Below are 19,079 nucleotides of genomic sequence, written 5' to 3' on the forward strand. Positions count from 1 at the left end.
GTGCAACAATTCGCAACCGCGCTGAATTCTGTGATGTGGTTCACTGGATTTTTACAACTGTTCCCGCACAATAGATGTCATTCACGGGGGAACGGATTAATGAGTACCTATGTTTCAAAGGAAATACGCGCCGAGTTGGACGCGGCCCGAATCGCCACGTTGAAGAAAGCCAGCCGTTTGCGGGTGGAAATGGGCAACAATACCTATAAAATCCTCAAATTGTGGAAGGACGGCTTCACTGTTGAGGCCGAAACGACACCCCGCCTGCGTGGGCTGGTCGATATCTACGATGGGGCCAACTACCTCTACCAATGCCTGATCGTCGCGGATGAGGATGAGGGCGGTGAGATGCGGTATGAGTTCAAGCGCAGCACTGCGGCCCATGACAAGGCTCCGCTGGATTTCTATCGCGCGCCGGATGCACCGATTGCCCTGTTGGGGCGCGAGGACTAGGGCCGGATTTCGACGGTCGTTCCGGTTTCAGTCAGAGTCCAAAGCTGCGCCATTTCGGCGTTTGACAGCGCAATACAGCCCAAGGTCCAGTCTCCGGGCAGCGTAAAACCGGCCACCCCATTGGGTTGGCCATGGATGAAGATGTCTCCTCCGGGGTCCGTACCCTGCTGGCGTGCGCGTTTGATGTCGTCGGGTTGTGGGTAGTCAATGCCCAGCGACAGATGAAAGGCGCTGTTTGGATTGCGCCGATCGATCCTGAACAGCCCGACGGGCGTTTTACCGTCCCCTTCGATCTCTTTGTTCCCATCCGGAGCAAAGCCCAGTGCAATGTCAGCCTGCATCACCACTGCCCCGTCCAGCGTGGCCGTCAGGCGGCGGGCAGATTTCTCGATCAGGATATGGTCGATGCGCGTGGCTTCGGGTGCCATTGGCGGCGCAGGCGGGCGAGGGCCAAAACGGTCCCAGCCAACCCAGCCGGCACCCGCGATCAACAGAGCGAGACCTATCAGCCCCAGCCGCCGCATGCCTTACTGCAAGTCGCCAAAAGCCCGTTTCAGTCGGGTACAAGCTTCCTCTACCCGCGCGCGCTGCGTGGCGAGGTTGAAGCGTTCGAACGTCTCTCCACCTTTGCCAAAGCCGGGGCCAGAAGATGTGGCGATCCGCGCGTCTTCGCGCAGGCGACGGACAAATTCTGCGTGGTCCATGCCCGTGCCCGAGAAATCGACCCAGGCCAGATAGGTTGCTTGTAAAGGCATCGACCACAGACCTGGAATTTCGGCGATGGTCTGATCGAACAAACGCTTATTGCCTTCCAGATGTGTAATTTGCGCATCCACCCATTTGGCCCCCTCAGGGCTGTAGGCTGCGGTGATCATCGCCACACCCAAAGCGCTGGGGTCATAGTCCAGTGTCTGCAACCGATGCTTCATGGCCGCGCGCAGTTTGGGATCAGGGATGATCATGTTGCCGGTCCGCTGCCCGGCGATGTTGAAGGTCTTTGACGCAGCGGTCAGCGTCACTGTCCAGGGTCGCGCATCCGGGGCAGCCACGTCCATCGGCACGAACTTGACACCGGGATAGACCAGATCGTGGTGAATCTCGTCCGACACAAGGATCAAACCGTTCCGCTCGGCAAACGCGGCCACGGCACGCAGTTCATCTGGCGTCCAGACACGCCCCGACGGGTTCTGTGGCGAACACCACAGCAACATCTTCTCGGACCCGTCCAGCCGCGACTGTGCGTCGTCCAGATCAAGTCCATAGCTGTCGCCTTCCCGCACTAGCGGGCATTCGACGACCCGGCGGCCTGATTTGTTCACCTTATGCGCAAACTCATGATAGACGGGGGTGAAAATCACGATGCCATCGTCGGGTTCGGTCCAGACATCCAGCGACAGCGCGATTGCATTGCCCAGACCTTGGGTTGTCAGAATCCAATCTGTATCGATTTCCCAGTCATGGCGGGTTTTCATCCACCACTGGACGGAAGCCAGATAATCCGGGTGCATCCAGGAATACCCGAACACGCCATGATCAGCGGCTTTGCGTACCGCGTCGATTACGCAAGGCGCTGTTTGGTAATCGGAATCGGCCGTCCACATGGCCAGCCCGTCATTGGGTGAGACGCCGTACAACATCTCCATCTTGTCCCATTTGGAACTGTTGGTGCCCCGGCGGTCGATCAGGTCGTTGAAAGTCATGTCTGCTCCGTTCTGTTGGTCGAAAGCTAACCGCAAATCGGGCAGGTGCAAGGGGGGCGTTGCGGCGCGGGGCGGGATGGCCTAAATCAGCCTCATGAAACGCAATATCCTGATCCATCCCGACCCCCGCCTGAAGAAGGTCTGCGCGCCCGTAGGCGACCTTACGGACGAGCTGCGCAAACTGGCTGACGACATGCTGGAAACCATGTATGACGCGCCCGGCATCGGCCTGGCCGCGCCGCAGATCGGTGTGCTGGATCGTTTGATTGTTCTGGATTGTGTCAAGGAAGAAGGTGAAACCCCGCGCCCTCTGATCATGTTCAACCCCGAGGTCATCGCATCATCGGATGAAACCAATGTCTATGAGGAAGGGTGCCTGTCCATCCCCGATCAATACGCCGAAGTGACCCGCCCCAAGGTGGTGGACGTCACCTGGATGGATCAGAATGGCAATCTGCAGCAGGAAACCTTTGATGGGCTTTGGGCCACTTGCGTGCAACATGAGATCGATCATTTGAACGGCAAGCTGTTCATCGACTATCTCAAACCGCTGAAACGGCAGATGATCACGCGCAAGATGCAAAAGCTGAAACGCGAGAAAGCACGCTCATGACCGTGCGCACCTGCTTGCCCTGGCCTGACAAACGTCTGCGAACCGAAGCGGATGAGGTGGCAGAAATCACCGATGAAATTCGGACGATCTGGGACGATATGATCGACACGATGGAGGCAATGCCCGGTGTTGGCCTTGCTGCGACGCAGATTGGTGTGATGTTGCGTCTGGCCGTGGTTGATGGATCGGCTGAGCGGGGCAAGGCCGTGCGTCTGGCCAACCCGGAAATCCTGCACAGCTCGATTGAGCTGCGCGAACATGAAGAAGCCAGCCCGAACTTGCCCGGTGTGTCAGCCAAGATCAAACGCCCGCGTGCAGTGACTGTGAAATACGTGAACGAACAGGGCATGGTGGACCGTCGCGACTTTGTCGGGATCGACGCCACCAGCGTGCAGCATCAGATCGATCATCTGAACGGGAAGATGTATTTCGACCGGCTCAGTAAGGTCAAACGCGACATGCTGCTGCGTAAAGCAAAGAAACTGACGTAAGTCGGGTTTCAGCCCGGCACCTGAAAAACTCCGGAGACGAGCATGCGTGTCATCTTCATGGGAACCCCCGAATTCTCAGTCCCGGTGTTGGATGCGCTGGTTGAGGCTGGGCACGAAATTGCTGCCGTCTATTGTCAGCCGCCGCGCCCTGCCGGTCGCGGCAAGAAAGACCGCCCCACGCCCGTTCACGCCCGGGCCGAGGGGCTGGGCCTTCCCGTCCGCCATCCGGTTTCGTTGAAATCAGCCGAAGAACAAGACGCCTTTGCCGAGTTAAACGCGGATGTGGCTGTTGTCGTGGCTTACGGCCTGATCCTACCGCAACCCATACTAGATGCGCCCAAACAGGGTTGCCTGAACATCCATGCCAGCCTGTTGCCGCGTTGGCGCGGGGCCGCGCCGATCCATCGGGCGATCATGTCCGGCGACGCCGAGACCGGGATCTGCATTATGCAGATGGAGGCAGGTCTGGACACTGGCCCCGTTCTGTTGCGGCAGGTAACTGCGATCGAGCCCGAAGAAACCACTGCGAAGCTACACGATCGCCTGTCGATCATGGGGGCCGCGTTGATCGTCGATGCACTGGCCAATCTGCCGAACCTTGCACCTGAACCTCAGCCCGAGGACGGCGTGACTTATGCCGCTAAGATCGACAAGTCCGAGGCGCGCATTGACTGGAAACGCCCGGCGGTCGAGGTTGATCGGCAGATCCGCGGCCTGTCGCCCTTTCCCGGGGCCTGGACCGAAATGGACGGTGAGCGGATCAAGGTGGTTGCGTCGTGCGTCGCAGACGGGCAGGGCGCCCCTGGCGAAGTTTTGAATGACGATCTGCACGTGGCCTGCGGGCAGGGTGCCGTCGAACTGCTGCGCTTGCAAAGGGCAGGCAAAGGCGCGCAGGATAGGGAAACGTTTCTGCGGGGCTGGGCGATACCGACCGGCACTCGGCTGTCTTCGGAGTAAAGCCATATGTTCATGGTGATGATGGGCACCGTCGTGATTGCCGGGATTGTGGGGTACCTGTCCGAGAAATCCGGTTTTACTCATAACGGCTATCTGCCCTCGATCATCATTTGCGTGGGCGGAGCGTTCTTGTTTTATTTTGTCCGCATCATGTTTGGGATCAGCTTTGGCCCGCCGGGATTGGACGCGGTGATTTCATCTGTCGGGGCCTTGATCATCGTGCCGACCCATTGGAGGAAGTAAGATGCCCGTCGTCGCCCTGATCATCATTGGAGCAGCTGCTGGGTTTTTGGCCACCCGGCTGATGCGGATCGAGGCAGATATCCCGACGACCATGTTGATTGGGATTGTTGGCGCTCTGATCGGAGGGTTCCTGCTGCGGTTTTTGGTAACAGTCATGGGCTGGCTGTCTGGCTTTGTTGGCGCAGTTCTTGGCGCGTTACTGGTGATCTGGATCTGGCAAACCTATCTGCGCCGATAACCGCTTGACCTTAGGTCTTTTGTCCGTCCAGATCGCGTCCAAACGATTTGGGAGGATGCCGATGCTGCACGAACTGAAACCGGGTGATGTCGCCCTGATGGGTGTGCCCCTGGACCTGCATTCCTCTTTCCTGCAAGGTCCGGCTTTCGCGCCCGGACGAATTCGCGAGGCGCTGCATTCGGGTGCTGCCAATCTGACGGCCGAGGACGGCACTGATCTGGGCGCGACCGAGCGGTTTCGTGATACCGGCGATTTGGACGTGTTCGAAATGCGCGGTCAGGAGCCGATTGACCGGATCGAAACCGAAGCAGCCAAGCGGATCGCAACCGGCGCGCGCCTGTTGTCTCTGGGCGGGGATCATTCTGTAGCCTATCCGCTGATCAAAGCCCATGCGGACCGATACGAAGGCCTGAACATTCTGCATATCGACAGCCATCCCGATCTGTATGACGAGCAGGATATCGGCCCATTGGGCCATGGCTGCCCCTTTGCGCGGGTGATGGAGAACTGCCCGGTCAAGCGATTGGTACAGGTCGGAATCAGAACCATGAACGCCCATCAGCGCGCGCAAGCCGACAGGTTCGGAGTCGAAGTGATCGACATGCGCAACTGGAGTGCCGACCTGCAGATTTCTTTTGATGGCGCCGTCTATCTGTCACTGGATCTCGATGCGCTGGACCCGGCCTTTGCCCCCGGGGTCTCACATCACGAACCCGGCGGGCTGAGCACCCGCGAGGTCATCAACCTGATCCATCGTTTCGAGGGTCAATTGGTCGGCGCGGATATTGTTGAACTGAACCCGCATCGCGACCCATACGGTATGACCGCAATGGTGGCCGCAAAATTCGTCAAAGAGATCGGTGCGCGCTTGCTGTCGCGTTGATTCACCGCGCGTCGCACACCGTGGCTGAACCCAGGGCCGGTGCACCCTTTGTGGTCATATCGTACCGGTTCGCTTCAGCGGCGGTCATCCAGTGCATGCTTTCAGCCGGGGCTGCGAAGAGGGTGTACCAGTAAAATTCCTCATCCACGCCGATGTCTTTGAAATAGTCCAGGTATCGGTCATGTTCCGGGTCGTCTTCGGGCAACTCGGTCGCCACCAGTCCCGATCCGGCCCAGCTGTGAACGCCGACACAGGCCCCCGGTTGCAAGATGCGGCGGTTTCCGGCCAGAAACAGATCGGTGCCCCCGCTGGCAACCAGACCATCTGAGGGTACGACTGTATCGAATCCGGCCTTGTGCACCTCGCGGCTGAAGATGACATTGGCATCGTCATCCACTGATCCTTCGATGTATTGCAGGACCAGAGTTCGGGCCTCGGGATTTTCGGCGACGACTTCCTCAAATGCCGATAGCGTCGTTTCATCAATCGTGCCTGACGCAATGATCTGGTCGCCCTGTGCAACGAAACTGACAGGTGTATAGTACTCGCCACACGAGGCGAGCAGAGCCAGACAAGCTGATATGGATGTGAATCTGAAGGTCATCGCGTGCCTCGCCGAACTGTACTGCCCAAAGAGGTATCAGCACAGTTCTGTTGCGTCCACCGGCTGGCTTAGCTGCGCGGCGGGCGGCTTTTGTAGACGGGCAGCTGCCATCCAAACGTCAAAGAACCAGCCCGCAACGCCCAGCAAACCAGCGCACAAAGAGCCAGTGAGAGCGCGGGTTCCAACCCTAGCCGGACAGCAATCACAGCTGTCAGCGCGCCGGTAAATGCGCATGAAACATAAAGCTCGCCCTGTTTCAGCACCAGCGGAACCTCGTTGCAGACGACATCGCGCATCAACCCGCCCAGACATCCGGTCGTCACGCCCATCAACACAACTATGACGCCGGATTGATCCAACGACAGTGCCGCGCCGGTACCGGCGGCGACTGCCACCGACAAGGCGAAACTGTCCAGCCAGATCAGCCAGTTGTAACGGCTTTCCATCAGATGTGCGGTAAAGAAAACCAATACCGCAGCGGCGACGGCGATCAGAATGTAATCCGGCTGACCGACCCAAAAGATTGGGTGCCGGTCCAACAACAGATCACGCACAGTACCGCCCCCGACTGCCGTCAGGCAGGCCATGAAGGCAAACCCTACCAGATCCAGCTGCGCGCGGCTTGCCACCAAGGCTCCGGTCAGTGCAAAGATCAGGACCGAGGCATAATCCAGCAGCGTCAGCGCGGTCACGCCTGTGCCTTTTTAGGTTTGAATGGGGCCATGCCAGAACGGGCCAGTTCGTCGGCCTTTTCATTCTCGGGGTGACCCGCGTGACCCTTGACCCATTCCCAGGTCACATCATGTCGCCCCTGCGCCTCGTCCAGGCGTTGCCACAGATCGACGTTCTTGACCGGCTTCTTGTTCGAGGTTTTCCAGCCGTTACGCTTCCAGCCAAAGATCCAGCCGGTGACGCCGTTCTTCACATAGGCGCTGTCGGTCACGATGGTGATTTTCGACGGGCGCTCCAGCGTCTCTAACGCGGAAATGGCGGCCAGCAGTTCCATTCGGTTGTTGGTTGTCTCGGCCTCGCCGCCATTCAGCTCACGCTCTTTCAAAACGGTGCCCCCGTCCATCGCGCGTAGCAAAACACCCCAGCCTCCGGGTCCGGGATTGCCGGAACAGGCACCATCGGTATAGGCAAACAAGTCAGGCATGGGCGAACACCAGAATAAAACCGTCGTAAGAGCCTGCCAGACCTTTCCCCATCCCTTTGACCGAGCGATCAATTGTGAAGCCGGTTTGGGTCAGCGCGTCTTCGATCTCGGCTTCGGTATAATAGGTGTAATACCGATCCAACTCGTCCCTATGCTCACCTGTACCCAGCTTCATGCCGAGAAAAAGCTGCCCCTTAGGCTTCAGAGCAGAGTGAATCGCCTTCAGGTGTCGCGGGAAATCTGCGCGTGGCGCGTGCAGCAGGGAAAAGCTGGCGTAGACACCGTCAAAGGTAGCGGTTTCGGTGACGTCATCGAACGTGCCCAGATACGCGTCCACTCCGTTCTGCCGGGCGTGATCCACGAAGGCAGGCGTCGCATCCAGCGCCTTTACCGTCAATCCTTGACGCATCAGGAAACTGCTATCTGAACCCGGCCCGGATCCTAGATCCAGAACATATCCACCTGCGACGACTGCATCTACAAATGCTTGTCTGGCCTCAAGCTGTGCTTCGGGCAGGGGAATGTTCAGGTACTCGGCCACCCTGTTGGTATATGCGTCGATCGTGCGTTTATCGGTCACAGGTATACTCCGACGGCAAGGCTGGCCAAAACAACGGCGGTCAGCAGGACGCGTAACCGCATCCACCAAACCGGTGTCAGCCGCCAATAAGAAAACAGGGCATCCAGCACCAACAGGCCGGCAAACCCGTATATCAGGTTTGTGCCCGCCTGCACCGGCCCGCCGCCCGTCATGAAAAAGGCCCAAAGCGCGGGCAGGACCGACAGTGTGTAACACAGACCTGCCTTGCTGCCCGAGGTCTTAGTGGCAAACCCCCAAAGAACACCGGACATGAAACTCAGGATCACCGAGCCATAGAACAGCTGCACGTATGGACCCACAAACCGCGCGCCAAGGTTCTGTGCGCCCCAAGCGTTCAGGTCGCCGTTCAGATAGGTCAACGCACCCCAGACAAAAGGGATCAGCCCTGCCAACCCCAGATAAAGCGGTGCCTTTGGTACTCCGATCACGCTGGTTGCCTCAGGACACGCGGCACTTTGAACTCGACGTTTTCGGTGGCGGTTTCAACCAATTCCACAGTGACATCGTAATGCGCGCGGAAGGCGTCGATCACTTCGTCAACCAAAAGCTCGGGGGCCGATGCGCCGGCGGTGACGGCCACGGATGAGATGCCCTTGAGCGCACGCCAGTCGATCTCGGTGGCGCGCTGTACCAGTTGCGCGTATTTGCAGCCCTCGCGCGAGGCGACCTCAACCAGACGGCGCGAGTTTGATGAGTTCGGCGCGCCTACAACCAGCAGGGCGTCTGCCTTGGGGGCTACGGCCTTGACGGCCTCTTGCCGGTTCGTGGTGGCATAGCAGATGTCTTCCTTATGCGGCCCGACAATGGCCGGGAACCTGGCCTGAAGCGCAGCTATGATGTCTTTGGTGTCATCAACCGACAGGGTTGTCTGGGTGACAAAGGCAAGCTTTTCGGGGTCACGCACATCAACCGTGGCCACATCTTCGACGGTTTCAACCAACAGAACATCGCCTTCGGGCAACTGTCCCATAGTGCCAACGGTTTCGGGATGACCCTTGTGGCCGATCATGATCATCTGCAACCCTGCATCCGCATGGCGCTGTGCTTCGACATGCACTTTAGAGACCAGTGGGCAGGTCGCGTCGACATAGATCATTTCGCGCTTGGCGGCCTCGGCAGGAACCGATTTCGGTACGCCATGGGCGGAAAAGATCACCGGACGATCATCGGGGCATTCGTGCAGTTCTTCGACAAAAACGGCCCCTTTTGCCCGCAGCCCGTCGACGACAAACTTGTTGTGGACAATCTCGTGGCGCACGTAAACCGGAGCGCCCCATTTCTGCAGGGCCATTTCAACGATTTTGATGGCGCGATCCACACCGGCGCAGAAACCCCGGGGAGCGGCAAGGTAAAGTGTCAGTGGTGGCTTTGTCATTAGGCTGTCTCCTTAGGGCACAGGTAAGTCTTTTCCCGGCCTTGGTCCAGACAGGAGATCGTCATTCAACTGACACGAATCGATGCTAGCCAAGTTATGTTTCAGCACCTGTTCATTGTTAAAGAAGCGCGGCCAGGACCCTGGTCCTGACCGCGCTAATTTTTCCCCATCAAAAAAGGCGTATGCCTGATCAGCTGTTGCCAGCCATCGCAACGTTGCGCGGCTCGGCCGGCATTTCACGTGGCGGGCGTCCGATCACGTCACGCAGATCTTCCAGCTCGATGAAGTTGTCGGCCTGACGACGCAGTTCGTCCGAAATCATCGGTGGCTGACTGCGGATGGTCGACACAACGGAAACACGCACGCCTTGGCGTTGCAGGCTGGCGATCAACGGGCGGAAATCCCCATCGCCCGAGAACAGCACGATATGATCCACACGCGGCGCAAGTTCCATGGCATCGACTGTAAGTTCGATGTCCATGTTTCCTTTGACTTTCCGACGCCCCATGCTGTCGGTGTATTCCTTGGCCGGTTTCGTGACCATGGTGAAGCCGTTGTAATGCAGCCAGTCGACCAATGGGCGTATTGGCGAATACTCGTCGTTTTCCAGGAGCGCTGTGTAATAGAAAGCCCGAAGCAACTTGCCGCGGCGCATGAATTCCTGCCGCAGAAGTTTGTAGTCTATGTCGAAACCGAGTGCTTTTGCCGCGGCATAAAGATTCGAGCCGTCGATGAACAGCGCTAGCCGTTCGTCCTTATAAAACATAAATAGTCCCTTCCGGTATAATACAGACCGCACCGCTAGATGAGTGAGTGAGTGATGAATTGGCGCGTTCTGTCGGTCTATAATTAGAACTTTTGCCGGTTATCGCAAGTATGCAATGTGTCGAATATAGGGTGCTAGATGAGCAATTCGTTGTCAAATGCCGTTGTTGCGCTGGGTGCAAATCTCAACTTGAGAGGAAATGAGCCCGCAATGACACTTCGAAATGCACTTGACGCTATTGCGCGTCAGGAGGTGGTGATTCGGTCAGTCAGCCGATTTTTTGCAACTCCCTGTTTCCCCGTGGGTGCGGGTCCTGACTATGTGAATGCGGCGGCTCTGATCGCAACCGAAAAGTCACCGACCGAGCTTTTGCGCGTGTTGCATGCAGTTGAGCATGAGTTCGGGCGCGAACGGATCCAACGCTGGGGTATGCGGACACTGGATCTGGATCTTGTGTGCTTTGACGATCTGGTGTTGCCAGATCAGGCTGTGTTTGATCGCTGGCTGACATTACCCTCTGACGCACAGCAGAATGAGGCGCCCGATCAACTGATACTGCCCCATCCACGCCTGCAGGACCGTGCTTTCGTATTGGTTCCCATGGCAGATATCGCGCCGGATTGGTGCCATCCGGTTCTGGAGCGCTCGGTTACGCAGATGGTCGCTGACTTGCCTTTAGCTGAGGTTGAGGCGGTCACGCCGCTGTGATCCTTGCAAATGCAGCATTTCCTGCTTGTCAAGGCGCGGATTCGCGCTTAGATAAACCTCTTCCTGACATGGATTCAGAAACGGAGAGCGCCCCATGGCCCGCGTGACGGTTGAAGATTGCGTAGATAAGGTTCCAAACCGGTTCGAGCTGGTGATGCTTGCCGCCCATCGGGCGCGCGAAATCTCCGCTGGTGCTGCGATTACCGTTGACCGTGACAACGACAAAAACCCTGTCGTATCCCTGCGCGAAATCGCCGACGAAACGCAAAGCGCGGATGACCTGCGCGAGCGTCTGATCGAGGCCAACCAGACCCAGATCGAGGTCGATGAGCCGGAAGAAGACCAGATGGCGCTGCTGATGGGTGCCGAATCGGACAAGCCAGCCATGGACGACATGTCCGAAGAAAAACTCCTGCGCGCTCTGATGGAGGCTCAGGGACAGGGGTAAGCCCTAATAACGAAGGTGCGGACCGGATGATTTCTGAAGACGACCTGATTGCGCTGGTCCGCAACTACAATCCCAAGACAAATGCTGATCGCATTACGCTGGCCTATGAGTTCGGCCAGCAGATGCATGAGGGGCAGTTCCGTCATTCCGGCGAGCCTTATTTTACCCACCCCGTTGCAGTTGCCGCCATCCTGACCGAACAGCGTTTGGATGACGCGACTATCATAACAGCGCTTCTGCACGACACGATCGAAGATACCAAAGCCAACTATGGCAAGGTTGCCGAACTGTTTGGGGATGAGGTCGCCAAGCTGGTCGATGGCGTCACCAAGCTGACCAACCTGCAACTGTCCAGCCGCGAAACCAAGCAGGCTGAAAACTTCCGCAAGTTGTTCATGGCCATGTCCAAGGACCTGCGGGTCATTTTGGTCAAGTTGGCGGACCGTCTGCACAATATGCGCACGATCAAGGCGATGCGCCCCGAAAAGCAGGTGGTCAAAGCGCGCGAGACGATGGACATCTACGCTCCACTCGCTGGCCGAATGGGTATGCAATGGATGCGCGAAGAGCTGGAAGACCTTGCCTTCCGCGTGCTGAACCCCGAAGGCCGCCAGTCGATCATCCGGCGTTTTATCACGCTGCAACGCGAAACCGGTGACGTGATCCACCGCATCACCGGCGACATGCGACACGAGCTGGAAAAGGCGGGCATCGAGGCCGAGGTCTTTGGCCGCGCCAAGAAGCCATATTCGATCTGGCGTAAGATGCAGGAAAAGGATCAGGGCTTTTCACGCCTGTCGGACATTTACGGCTTTCGCATCATCACCCAGACCGAAGAGGACTGCTATCGCACGCTTGGTGCCATCCACCAACGCTGGCGCGCGGTGCCGGGGCGGTTCAAGGATTACATCAGTCAGCCAAAATCAAATGGCTACCGCTCGATTCACACCACTGTGTCGGGGCGCGATGGTAAACGGGTCGAAGTTCAGATCCGCACTCGCCAGATGCACGACGTGGCTGAAACCGGCGTTGCGGCGCATTGGTCCTATCGCGACGGTGTACGGACCGAGAACCCTTTTGCGGTCGACCCGGCCAAGTGGATTTCGAACCTGACTGAGCAGTTCGACAACGAGGAAGATCACGAAGACTTCCTCGAAGCGGTCAAGCTGGAAATGTACTCCGACCAGGTGTTCTGCTTCACGCCCAAAGGGGATGTGGTGAAGCTGCCCCGTGGGGCAACACCGATTGATTTTGCCTATGCCATCCACACCCGGATCGGCCATGCCTGTGTCGGGGCCAAGGTAGACGGCATTCGTGTGCCGCTGTGGACACGGCTAAAGAACGGTCAGTCAGTGGACATTATTACCGCTGATGGTCAGACACCGCAGGTCACCTGGCTTGAGATCGCTGTCACCGGCAAGGCCCGTACTGCGATCCGCCGTGCTCTGCGGGAGGTCGACAGAGAGCGGTTCATCAAGCTGGGCAAGGAACTGGCCCGTTCTGGCTTCGAACATGTTGGCCGCAAGGCAACGGACAAGGCGCTGGATACGGCTGCCAAACACTTGCGTCTGAAAGATCGGCACGAGCTGTTGGCCCGTCTGGGCAGCGCGGAATTGACGGCGCATGAGGTGGTCGAAGCCGTCTATCCAGAACTGGCCAAGGACGACGGTGACGCCATTCCGCTGCGTCGTGCCGTGATCGGCCTTGAGCCGGGGCAGAAATTCGACCGTGCGCCGTGTTGTCAGCCTCTGCCTGGCGAGCGGATCGTTGGCATCACCTACCGGGGCAAAGGCGTGGTGGTACATGCCATCGACTGCGACCGGCTGAGCGAATTCGAAGGTGAACCCGACCGCTGGGTCGATCTGCACTGGCATTCGGGCACCCACCCAGCCGTGTACGGCGCAACGCTGGATCTGACCATCGGCAACGATGCCGGGGTTCTGGGGCGAATTTGCACATTGATCGGTGAGAAAAAGGCCAATATTTCGAACCTGGAATTTGTTGACCGCAAACCGGATTTTTACCGTCTGTTGATCAATGTCGAACTGCGCGACCTTGAACAGCTGCACTCGCTGATGCTGATGCTCGAGGCAGAAAGCGACGTTGCAGCCGTCGAACGGCACAGAGACCGGACCAAGACCGCAACCGCGGCTGGCTGAGAAGGGGTGATCACGCGTGGTATTCAAGCGCCGAGACCGACGCTCTGCCGTCCAAGTCGCGTCGGAGTTTGTCTATCCGCGTGGCGGGTGGACCCGCGCTTTTCACTATGTCAAACATCGTGTCCGCCGTTTGCCGGACACCCCTGACCGAATTGCGCGCGGTATCGGCGCGGGAGTCTTTGCAGCCTTTACCCCGTTCTACGGACTGCATTTTCTGGTCGCGGCCATTGGTGCGCGCCTGATCAAGGGGAATATCCTGGCCGCGCTCAGCGGTACGTTTTTTGGAAATCCACTCACTTACGTGCCAATCGGTGTCATCTGCCTTCAAACCGGGCATTTTCTTTTGGGCACCAAATACGAAGAGGGTGACACTCAGGGGCTGATGGGGAAGTTCGCCGATGCAATCGGTGACCTCAAGAACAACTTTCTGGCCTTGTTCACCGACCGCGTGGCTGATTGGCGTGGGCTGGACCAGTTCTACGACGACGTCTTTTTCCCCTATATGATTGGCGGCATCATTCCCGGCATTGTGGCCGGTGTGATCTGCTATTACCTCAGCCTGCCGCTGATCCTCACCTATCAACAACGCCGCCGCGCCAGGATCAAAGCGAAGTTTGAGGAAATCAAACGTTTGGCTGAAAAATCGACTGCCGTTCCTGAGGCAAAGCCACTAGGCTCCGCCGCGAAACTGAAAAAGGAATCGAGAGATGTCTGAGAACGATCTGCGTCTGGGTGTGAACATCGATCACGTCGCCACCGTGCGAAATGCACGGGGTGGGGCTTATCCCGATCCGCTGCGCGCCGCCAAACTGGCGGAAGAGGCAGGAGCCGACGGCATCACCGCCCACCTGCGCGAAGACCGTCGCCATATCTCGGACGCTGACATCGACGGGCTGATAGAGGTTCTGTCGGTGCCATTGAACTTTGAAATGGCCGCAACAGACGAGATGCAGAAAATTGCTCTGCGCCACAAACCCCATGCAGTGTGCATCGTCCCGGAAAAGCGAGAGGAGCGCACCACAGAAGGCGGTCTGGAAGTTGCGCGCGAGGAAAACAAACTCGCCCATTTCATCGCGCCCCTGCGCGACGTCGGCTGCCGCGTGTCTATCTTTATTGCCGCCGATCAACGTCAGATCGAGGCTGCACATCGCATTGGTGCAGAGGTGATTGAGCTGCACACAGGCGCTTATTGCGATGCGCATGCAGAAGGCCGTATGGAAGACGCCGCCCGCGAGCTTGATGCGCTGCGCCAAATGTCCACATTTGCCCATTCTCTGGGGCTTGAGGTTCATGCGGGTCACGGCCTGACCTATGACACCGTACAACCGATTGCTGCCTTCCCCGAGGTGAAAGAGCTGAATATCGGTCACTTCTTGATTGGTGAATCGATCTTTCTGGGCCTCACCCCTGCCATTCAGGAAATGCGCCGCCTGATGGACGAGGCCCGGGCGTGATCACGCCCGGCTTTGTCGCCATCTGGCTGGCCTGGCTGATGGCTGGCGGCTCTCCGGGGCCTGCCACGATGGGTATTGCCGGAACTGCGATGAACGAAGGCCGCCGCGCCGGTCTGGTCTTTGCGCTGGGCATCTGCGCCGGGTCCGCAGCCTGGGGCATTGCCGCAGCGCTGGGACTGTCAGCAATCATGCTGGCCAATGTCTGGGTGTTCGAGGTGATCCGGTACATCGGTGTCGCCTATCTTGGCTGGCTGGCCTTCAAGGCCCTGCGCCGCGCGATGACCTCGGACGAGGTTGCACTGGGCAAACCTGTCACGGGTTCACTGCCGACGATCTTTGCCAAAGGCGCTGCGATCCACCTGACCAATCCCAAAGCGATCCTTAGCTGGGGCTCGATCTATGCCATTGTCGCGCCCAACGATGCCAGCCTGTCGATGCTGTTGGGCTATTTCGCCATGCTTTATGCCGGATCGTTGCTGATTTTCATCGGGTACGCGTTTTTGTTTTCATCCGAACGCATGGTCCGCACCTACCGCCGCGCCCGCCGCTGGTTCGATTTCGCCTTTGCCGGGTTCTTTGGCGTTGCGAGCTACAAGATATTGACGGTGCGGTTTTCATGATCCTCGGCATCGGCACAGACCTTGCAAACATCGACCGCATCCAGGGCACGCTTGATCGCTTCGGCGACCGGTTCCGCAATCGTGTCTTTACTGATACCGAACAGCGCAAAGCCGAGCGCCGCCACGATACAGCTGGCACCTATGCCAAGCGATGGGCGGCGAAAGAGGCGTGCTCTAAGGCGCTGGGCACCGGACTGCGCATGGGCATCGCATGGAAGGATATGGCTGTCACCAATCTACGTACCGGCCAGCCGGTCATGCATGTCACCGGCTGGGCCGCCGAGCGCCTTAAGGAAATGACCCCAGACGGGCACGAGGCGATCATCCACGTGACGCTGACCGATGACCATCCCTGGGCACACGCCTTTGTGGTGATCGAGGCCCGTCCGCTTCAAGAAGCGCCCACGTAGCCTTGACTTGCCCCCACCTGACCCGCATGTAGCACCCCAACCACGCATAGACTGGAGAGAGCAGTATGGCCGAGGAAGCCAAAACCGGAAATCCCGTTTGGGAGACGATTAAAACCATCGTCTATGCTCTGCTGATTGCGGGCGTATTCCGCACCCTCTTCTTTCAACCTTTCTGGATCCCCTCGGGCTCGATGAAGGAAACGCTGCTGATCGGTGATTTCCTTTTCGTCAACAAAATGACCTATGGTTATTCCTACGCGTCCTGTCCCAGCTTGATCATCCCCAGCGTGGGTCTGAATGTGGATGCCGAAGATATCTGCGGTTGGATGCAGGGTGACGGTGACAGCCGCATTTGGGGCGGTGAGCCCGAGCGCGGCGATGTCATCGTTTTCCGCCATCCGGTCACGGGCCGCGACTATATCAAGCGTCTGATTGGTCTGCCGGGTGATCGTATCCAGGTTCGGGAAGGTCAGATCATACTGAACGATGTTCCGGTTCCACAGCAGCCCGATGGCGTCTTCACTGAAGTTGCCGAGCCGCAAGGCCCGCAACGTCTGCGTCCGCGCTGTGAAAATGGGCCCGTTGGCATTGGTGGCGCATGCGAAAAATCGCGCCTGATTGAAACTTTGCCCAACGGCGTCTCGTATGACGTGCTGAATATCGGGAATCAGGGGTCGGACAACACCGGCATCTACAACGTGCCCGAAGGCCACTACTTCTTTATGGGTGACAACCGCGACAACTCTGCCGACAGCCGCCTTCCCCAATCTGCGGGTGGCGTAGGCTACGTGCCTTACGAAAACCTGATTGGTCGGGCTGATCGCATCATGTTCTCATCTGCTGGCCGGTCGATGCTGTTCTTCTGGACCTGGCGCGGTGACCGGTTCTTCAAGGCGGTCAATTGAAGCTTTCGGCTGAAATAAAGGCATTCCAGCAGCGTTTGGGGTATGAGTTCGCCAATCCTGAATTGCTGGTACGTGCGCTGACACATGGTTCGGTCTCGTCGTCCACTCGGCCCGATAATCAACGGCTCGAATTTCTGGGCGACCGCGTTCTGGGCCTTGTCATGGCAACGGCTTTGCTTGAGGCCGACAAAACGGCATCCGAAGGCCAATTGGCCCCCCGGTTCAACGCGCTGGTCCGGAAAGAGGCCTGCGCCGATGTGGCCCGCCAGATCGATCTTGGCGGGGTGCTGAAGCTGGGCCGGTCCGAGATGTTATCCGGTGGCCGCCGCAAACAGGCCCTGTTGGGCGACGCAATGGAAGCCGTGATTGCCGCAATTTACCGCGACGCAGGGTTCGAGGCCGCGCGCGATGTCATCCTGGCCCTTTGGGGCGACCGGATCCACACGGTCGAGGCTGACGCGCGCGACGCCAAAACGTCGTTGCAGGAATGGGCGCAGGCCCGTGGTCAAAAACCGCCCTCATATGTCGAGATCAAACGCAGCGGCCCTGACCATGCGCCGATCTTCACCATTGCTGCCCGTCTTCAGGACGGAACCGAGGCACAAGCCACTGCGGGATCCAAACGACAAGCCGAGCAGGCGGCGGCAAAGGCTTTGCTGTCCTCCCTGCCGCAGTGATCTGGTGCACCTGACCAGATCCACTTCATCTGGCTAAAAATATCTCAGGGGTGAGCCCGGATGAAATCCGGGCGAGGGGGCTGGCCCCCTTTTCTTTCGGAGTAGCAACGTTTTCCTGTCTTTAAACCACCCGGATGAACCCGGCCAGCCCGGTTTTCTGATGCTCGATCACATGGCAATGAAACGCCCAGTCGCCAAGATTGTCGGCAACCAGCGCAATCTCGACCACTTCATCTTTCAACAGAAGAAACGTATCGGTCATCAATGGCGGCAGCTTGCGTAGGTTCGACTTCAACGGCACAAACGCCAACCCGTGCAGGTGGATCGGATGCAGGTTCGGTGATTCATTGCGCATTCGCAGAACATAACTTTTACCCTGCTTCAGCACGGCCAACGGTCCGGTCCCCTGTGCTGCATCTCCGGGCCACGGTGCGCGGTTGATTGACCAAAAGCTATAACCCAGCGACCCGCAAAACCCGTCGTTTGGGGCACCTCCTTCGGGCGTCCAACCGAATACGAACTCGTGCAGCTCTGCTTGATCCAGATTGGGTCGTTGTACAGGGTTTACAGGCAAAGGATGCAGCTCCTTCAAGGTGCGGGCTTCTGATTGCCCTGTTGCCCGCAAACGCGCCATGGCTCGGGGTTTTTGTCCGGGAAACTTCGCCATCAAGGCTGCAGATCGACCTTCTCCATCAGGCATCCGAACCGCTAGATCCACACGCTGTCCGGGCCCCATCCAAAGGGGCGCGTCCGCTGTGGGTAGAGCCAGGTCAACCTCAACCGGATGCCCGTCCCATGCGATGATCCGGACCTCGGCACCTTCAAGATGCAGTTTATAGATGCGGGTCGTGTCAGTGTTGACCACGCGCAGCCGCACAAGACTGCCCGCCGTATGATCATACACGGCTTCGGTCAGCCAGTTTGCAGTCTGTATATTGCCAAACGTACCGCTACGCGCCGCGCCGCGCGCGGTGTAAGCGGGCAGAAACGCATCCTCTTCATCCAGCCGGAAATCGCGCAGATTGATCACTTGCTCACTGTCAAAGCCGGGGTTTTCGGGCTCGGCAATCACCATGACACCGGTCAGGCCGTGGGCCATCTGGTCCATCGTCATGCAATGGGGGTGATACCAGTATGTCCCGGCATCCGGTGGCGTGAATTCATAGGCAAAGTTCTCGCCCTCGCCGATGGGCATTTGGGTCAGGTAGGGCACGCCGTCCATTTCGTTGGCGATGCGCAATCCATGCCAGTGCATCGCGGTATAGTCGGGCAAAGTGTTGCGCACCGCCAGCCGCATCCTCTGACCCTGCTTCCCATAAAGAACCTGTGGCGGTGCGTCCGGCGACAGGCTGACCATCCCGGTGGTCAGTTGATCGCGCAACCTGTAGCTGGCAGGCTGCAGCACCAGCTCTTGCGCGGACCCAGTAGCTGCCATGGTCAAACCGCCTAAGCCGACCACGCCAGCGGCAGCACCGCTTCCAAGAAGAAACTCGCGACGTTTCATAAGGACCTCACTGAACGGATGTGTCACCGGGCTGGGAACGGCTGGGTGTCTTTGCAAGTCCTGCCACTGCTGATGCATGGCTGCAATGCGACAAATCCCTCTGGCCCGCAGGCC

Annotated in this window: 26 protein-coding genes; 16 read left to right on the plus strand and 10 right to left on the minus strand. The window is 58.3% G+C overall.

What is annotated here, in order from left to right; translation table 11 throughout:
* Positions 1-99 precede the first annotated feature (99 nt).
* The gene (locus GS646_RS03220; protein ID WP_171648479.1) at positions 100-453 is read left to right on the plus strand and encodes a hypothetical protein; all 354 of its coding nucleotides are present in this window, start codon (positions 100-102) and stop codon (positions 451-453) included.
* On the opposite strand, the gene GS646_RS03225 is transcribed toward GS646_RS03220, so the two are convergent.
* Together GS646_RS03225 and GS646_RS03230 are read right to left on the minus strand one after the other, a co-directional pair.
* Positions 450-977: a murein L,D-transpeptidase family protein gene (locus GS646_RS03225; protein ID WP_171188908.1), complete on the minus strand. Its 528-nt coding sequence runs from the start codon at positions 975-977 to the stop codon at positions 450-452. The two genes, GS646_RS03220 and GS646_RS03225, sit on opposite strands and share 4 nt — an antisense overlap.
* Positions 978-980: 3 nt before the next feature.
* On the minus strand, positions 981-2,153 hold the full coding sequence (locus tag GS646_RS03230) for a MalY/PatB family protein (protein ID WP_171188910.1): 1,173 nt from the start codon (positions 2,151-2,153) through the stop codon (positions 981-983).
* A gap of 94 nt (positions 2,154-2,247) precedes the next feature.
* Here GS646_RS03230 and def (GS646_RS03235) point away from each other — a divergent pair, with 94 nt between their 5' ends.
* The 6 genes from def (GS646_RS03235) to speB all read left to right on the plus strand — a co-directional run bounded on the left by def (GS646_RS03235) (position 2,248) and on the right by speB (position 5,578).
* Positions 2,248-2,766, plus strand: a complete 519-nt coding sequence (gene def / locus GS646_RS03235; RefSeq protein ID WP_171096140.1) for a peptide deformylase — start codon at positions 2,248-2,250, stop codon at positions 2,764-2,766.
* On the plus strand, positions 2,763-3,257 hold the full coding sequence (gene def / locus GS646_RS03240) for a peptide deformylase (protein WP_171648477.1): 495 nt from the start codon (positions 2,763-2,765) through the stop codon (positions 3,255-3,257). The genes def (GS646_RS03235) and def (GS646_RS03240) overlap by 4 nt, the downstream gene beginning before the upstream one ends.
* Before the next feature lie 42 nt (positions 3,258-3,299).
* Positions 3,300-4,214: a methionyl-tRNA formyltransferase gene (gene fmt, locus GS646_RS03245; RefSeq protein WP_171188913.1), complete on the plus strand. Its 915-nt coding sequence runs from the start codon at positions 3,300-3,302 to the stop codon at positions 4,212-4,214.
* 6 nt (positions 4,215-4,220) lie between these two features.
* A complete protein-coding gene (locus GS646_RS03250; RefSeq protein WP_171096133.1) occupies positions 4,221-4,457 on the plus strand; it encodes a hypothetical protein in 237 nt (78 codons plus the stop codon).
* 1 nt (position 4,458) lies between these two features.
* A complete protein-coding gene (locus GS646_RS03255; protein ID WP_171096132.1) occupies positions 4,459-4,695 on the plus strand; it encodes a GlsB/YeaQ/YmgE family stress response membrane protein in 237 nt (78 codons plus the stop codon).
* 61 nt (positions 4,696-4,756) lie between these two features.
* Positions 4,757-5,578, plus strand: a complete 822-nt coding sequence (gene speB / locus GS646_RS03260) for an agmatinase (protein ID WP_171648475.1) — start codon at positions 4,757-4,759, stop codon at positions 5,576-5,578.
* 1 nt (position 5,579) lies between these two features.
* On the opposite strand, the gene GS646_RS03265 is transcribed toward speB, so the two are convergent.
* From GS646_RS03265 to GS646_RS03295, 7 genes are all read right to left on the minus strand, one after another.
* On the minus strand, positions 5,580-6,182 hold the full coding sequence (locus GS646_RS03265) for an alpha/beta hydrolase (RefSeq protein ID WP_171648473.1): 603 nt from the start codon (positions 6,180-6,182) through the stop codon (positions 5,580-5,582).
* A gap of 68 nt (positions 6,183-6,250) precedes the next feature.
* Entirely contained in the window at positions 6,251-6,874 is a 624-nt protein-coding gene (locus GS646_RS03270) for a trimeric intracellular cation channel family protein (protein ID WP_171096126.1), read from the minus strand.
* Positions 6,871-7,338: a ribonuclease HI gene (rnhA, locus tag GS646_RS03275; protein WP_171648471.1), complete on the minus strand. Its 468-nt coding sequence runs from the start codon at positions 7,336-7,338 to the stop codon at positions 6,871-6,873. Before rnhA ends, GS646_RS03270 begins: the two co-directional genes overlap by 4 nt.
* Positions 7,331-7,918 carry a methyltransferase domain-containing protein gene (locus GS646_RS03280; RefSeq protein WP_171648468.1) on the minus strand — a complete coding sequence of 196 codons (588 nt, stop codon included), beginning with the start codon at positions 7,916-7,918 and terminating at the stop codon, positions 7,331-7,333. Before GS646_RS03280 ends, rnhA begins: the two co-directional genes overlap by 8 nt.
* Positions 7,915-8,367: a DUF3429 domain-containing protein gene (locus GS646_RS03285; RefSeq protein ID WP_171188923.1), complete on the minus strand. Its 453-nt coding sequence runs from the start codon at positions 8,365-8,367 to the stop codon at positions 7,915-7,917. Before GS646_RS03285 ends, GS646_RS03280 begins: the two co-directional genes overlap by 4 nt.
* Complete coding sequence (gene ispH, locus GS646_RS03290; protein WP_171188925.1) at positions 8,364-9,314, minus strand: 4-hydroxy-3-methylbut-2-enyl diphosphate reductase; 951 nt, start codon at positions 9,312-9,314, stop codon at positions 8,364-8,366. Before ispH ends, GS646_RS03285 begins: the two co-directional genes overlap by 4 nt.
* Before the next feature lie 190 nt (positions 9,315-9,504).
* The gene (locus GS646_RS03295; RefSeq protein ID WP_171096116.1) at positions 9,505-10,080 is read right to left on the minus strand and encodes an NYN domain-containing protein; all 576 of its coding nucleotides are present in this window, start codon (positions 10,078-10,080) and stop codon (positions 9,505-9,507) included.
* A gap of 138 nt (positions 10,081-10,218) precedes the next feature.
* Here GS646_RS03295 and folK point away from each other — a divergent pair, with 138 nt between their 5' ends.
* The 9 genes from folK (at position 10,219) to rnc (ending at position 17,461) form a co-directional block, all read left to right on the plus strand.
* Entirely contained in the window at positions 10,219-10,788 is a 570-nt protein-coding gene (folK, locus tag GS646_RS03300; RefSeq protein WP_171188927.1) for a 2-amino-4-hydroxy-6-hydroxymethyldihydropteridine diphosphokinase, read from the plus strand.
* A 94-nt stretch (positions 10,789-10,882) separates the two neighbouring features.
* Positions 10,883-11,236 (plus strand): DNA-directed RNA polymerase subunit omega, encoded by a 354-nt coding sequence (gene rpoZ / locus GS646_RS03305; protein WP_171096112.1) that lies wholly within the window; start codon positions 10,883-10,885, stop codon positions 11,234-11,236.
* 26 nt (positions 11,237-11,262) lie between these two features.
* The gene (locus tag GS646_RS03310) at positions 11,263-13,395 is read left to right on the plus strand and encodes a bifunctional (p)ppGpp synthetase/guanosine-3',5'-bis(diphosphate) 3'-pyrophosphohydrolase (protein WP_171188928.1); all 2,133 of its coding nucleotides are present in this window, start codon (positions 11,263-11,265) and stop codon (positions 13,393-13,395) included.
* Positions 13,396-13,411: 16 nt separating this feature from the next.
* Positions 13,412-14,110, plus strand: coding sequence for a DUF2062 domain-containing protein (locus tag GS646_RS03315; protein WP_171096108.1), 699 nt, complete (start codon positions 13,412-13,414; stop codon positions 14,108-14,110).
* Positions 14,103-14,849 carry a pyridoxine 5'-phosphate synthase gene (locus GS646_RS03320; RefSeq protein ID WP_171188930.1) on the plus strand — a complete coding sequence of 249 codons (747 nt, stop codon included), beginning with the start codon at positions 14,103-14,105 and terminating at the stop codon, positions 14,847-14,849. Before GS646_RS03315 ends, GS646_RS03320 begins: the two co-directional genes overlap by 8 nt.
* Positions 14,846-15,469, plus strand: coding sequence for a LysE family translocator (locus GS646_RS03325; RefSeq protein ID WP_171188932.1), 624 nt, complete (start codon positions 14,846-14,848; stop codon positions 15,467-15,469). Before GS646_RS03320 ends, GS646_RS03325 begins: the two co-directional genes overlap by 4 nt.
* Positions 15,466-15,879 (plus strand): holo-ACP synthase, encoded by a 414-nt coding sequence (acpS, locus tag GS646_RS03330; protein ID WP_171188934.1) that lies wholly within the window; start codon positions 15,466-15,468, stop codon positions 15,877-15,879. The genes GS646_RS03325 and acpS overlap by 4 nt, the downstream gene beginning before the upstream one ends.
* Positions 15,880-15,944: 65 nt before the next feature.
* Positions 15,945-16,784: a signal peptidase I gene (lepB, locus tag GS646_RS03335; RefSeq protein WP_171188936.1), complete on the plus strand. Its 840-nt coding sequence runs from the start codon at positions 15,945-15,947 to the stop codon at positions 16,782-16,784.
* Positions 16,781-17,461, plus strand: coding sequence for a ribonuclease III (rnc, locus tag GS646_RS03340; protein ID WP_171096099.1), 681 nt, complete (start codon positions 16,781-16,783; stop codon positions 17,459-17,461). The genes lepB and rnc overlap by 4 nt, the downstream gene beginning before the upstream one ends.
* A 121-nt stretch (positions 17,462-17,582) precedes the next feature.
* On the opposite strand, the gene GS646_RS03345 is transcribed toward rnc, so the two are convergent.
* Entirely contained in the window at positions 17,583-18,965 is a 1,383-nt protein-coding gene (locus GS646_RS03345) for a multicopper oxidase family protein (RefSeq protein WP_171188938.1), read from the minus strand.
* Positions 18,966-19,079: the final 114 nt, after the last annotated feature.

This window comes from Ruegeria sp. HKCCD4315 (assembly GCF_013112245.1).
Taxonomy (GTDB): Bacteria; Pseudomonadota; Alphaproteobacteria; order Rhodobacterales; family Rhodobacteraceae; genus Ruegeria.

Excerpts from the sequence above, each read along its gene's own strand:
- GS646_RS03265 (WP_171648473.1), bottom strand. The coding sequence starts at position 6,182 with ATGACCTTCAGATTCACATCCATATCAGCTTGTCTGGCTCTGCTCGCC.
- acpS (WP_171188934.1), top strand. The coding sequence starts at position 15,466 with ATGATCCTCGGCATCGGCACAGACCTTGCAAACATCGACCGCATCCAG.
- GS646_RS03320 (WP_171188930.1), top strand. The coding sequence starts at position 14,103 with ATGTCTGAGAACGATCTGCGTCTGGGTGTGAACATCGATCACGTCGCC.
- GS646_RS03250 (WP_171096133.1), top strand. The coding sequence starts at position 4,221 with ATGTTCATGGTGATGATGGGCACCGTCGTGATTGCCGGGATTGTGGGG.
- GS646_RS03345 (WP_171188938.1), bottom strand. The coding sequence starts at position 18,965 with ATGAAACGTCGCGAGTTTCTTCTTGGAAGCGGTGCTGCCGCTGGCGTG.
- GS646_RS03230 (WP_171188910.1), bottom strand. The coding sequence starts at position 2,153 with ATGACTTTCAACGACCTGATCGACCGCCGGGGCACCAACAGTTCCAAA.
- GS646_RS03295 (WP_171096116.1), bottom strand. The coding sequence starts at position 10,080 with ATGTTTTATAAGGACGAACGGCTAGCGCTGTTCATCGACGGCTCGAAT.
- GS646_RS03255 (WP_171096132.1), top strand. The coding sequence starts at position 4,459 with ATGCCCGTCGTCGCCCTGATCATCATTGGAGCAGCTGCTGGGTTTTTG.
- lepB (WP_171188936.1), top strand. The coding sequence starts at position 15,945 with ATGGCCGAGGAAGCCAAAACCGGAAATCCCGTTTGGGAGACGATTAAA.
- speB (WP_171648475.1), top strand. The coding sequence starts at position 4,757 with ATGCTGCACGAACTGAAACCGGGTGATGTCGCCCTGATGGGTGTGCCC.
- def (WP_171096140.1), top strand. The coding sequence starts at position 2,248 with ATGAAACGCAATATCCTGATCCATCCCGACCCCCGCCTGAAGAAGGTC.
- def (WP_171648477.1), top strand. The coding sequence starts at position 2,763 with ATGACCGTGCGCACCTGCTTGCCCTGGCCTGACAAACGTCTGCGAACC.
- ispH (WP_171188925.1), bottom strand. The coding sequence starts at position 9,314 with ATGACAAAGCCACCACTGACACTTTACCTTGCCGCTCCCCGGGGTTTC.
- GS646_RS03310 (WP_171188928.1), top strand. The coding sequence starts at position 11,263 with ATGATTTCTGAAGACGACCTGATTGCGCTGGTCCGCAACTACAATCCC.
- GS646_RS03220 (WP_171648479.1), top strand. The coding sequence starts at position 100 with ATGAGTACCTATGTTTCAAAGGAAATACGCGCCGAGTTGGACGCGGCC.
- rpoZ (WP_171096112.1), top strand. The coding sequence starts at position 10,883 with ATGGCCCGCGTGACGGTTGAAGATTGCGTAGATAAGGTTCCAAACCGG.
- rnhA (WP_171648471.1), bottom strand. The coding sequence starts at position 7,338 with ATGCCTGACTTGTTTGCCTATACCGATGGTGCCTGTTCCGGCAATCCC.
- GS646_RS03225 (WP_171188908.1), bottom strand. The coding sequence starts at position 977 with ATGCGGCGGCTGGGGCTGATAGGTCTCGCTCTGTTGATCGCGGGTGCC.
- folK (WP_171188927.1), top strand. The coding sequence starts at position 10,219 with ATGAGCAATTCGTTGTCAAATGCCGTTGTTGCGCTGGGTGCAAATCTC.
- fmt (WP_171188913.1), top strand. The coding sequence starts at position 3,300 with ATGCGTGTCATCTTCATGGGAACCCCCGAATTCTCAGTCCCGGTGTTG.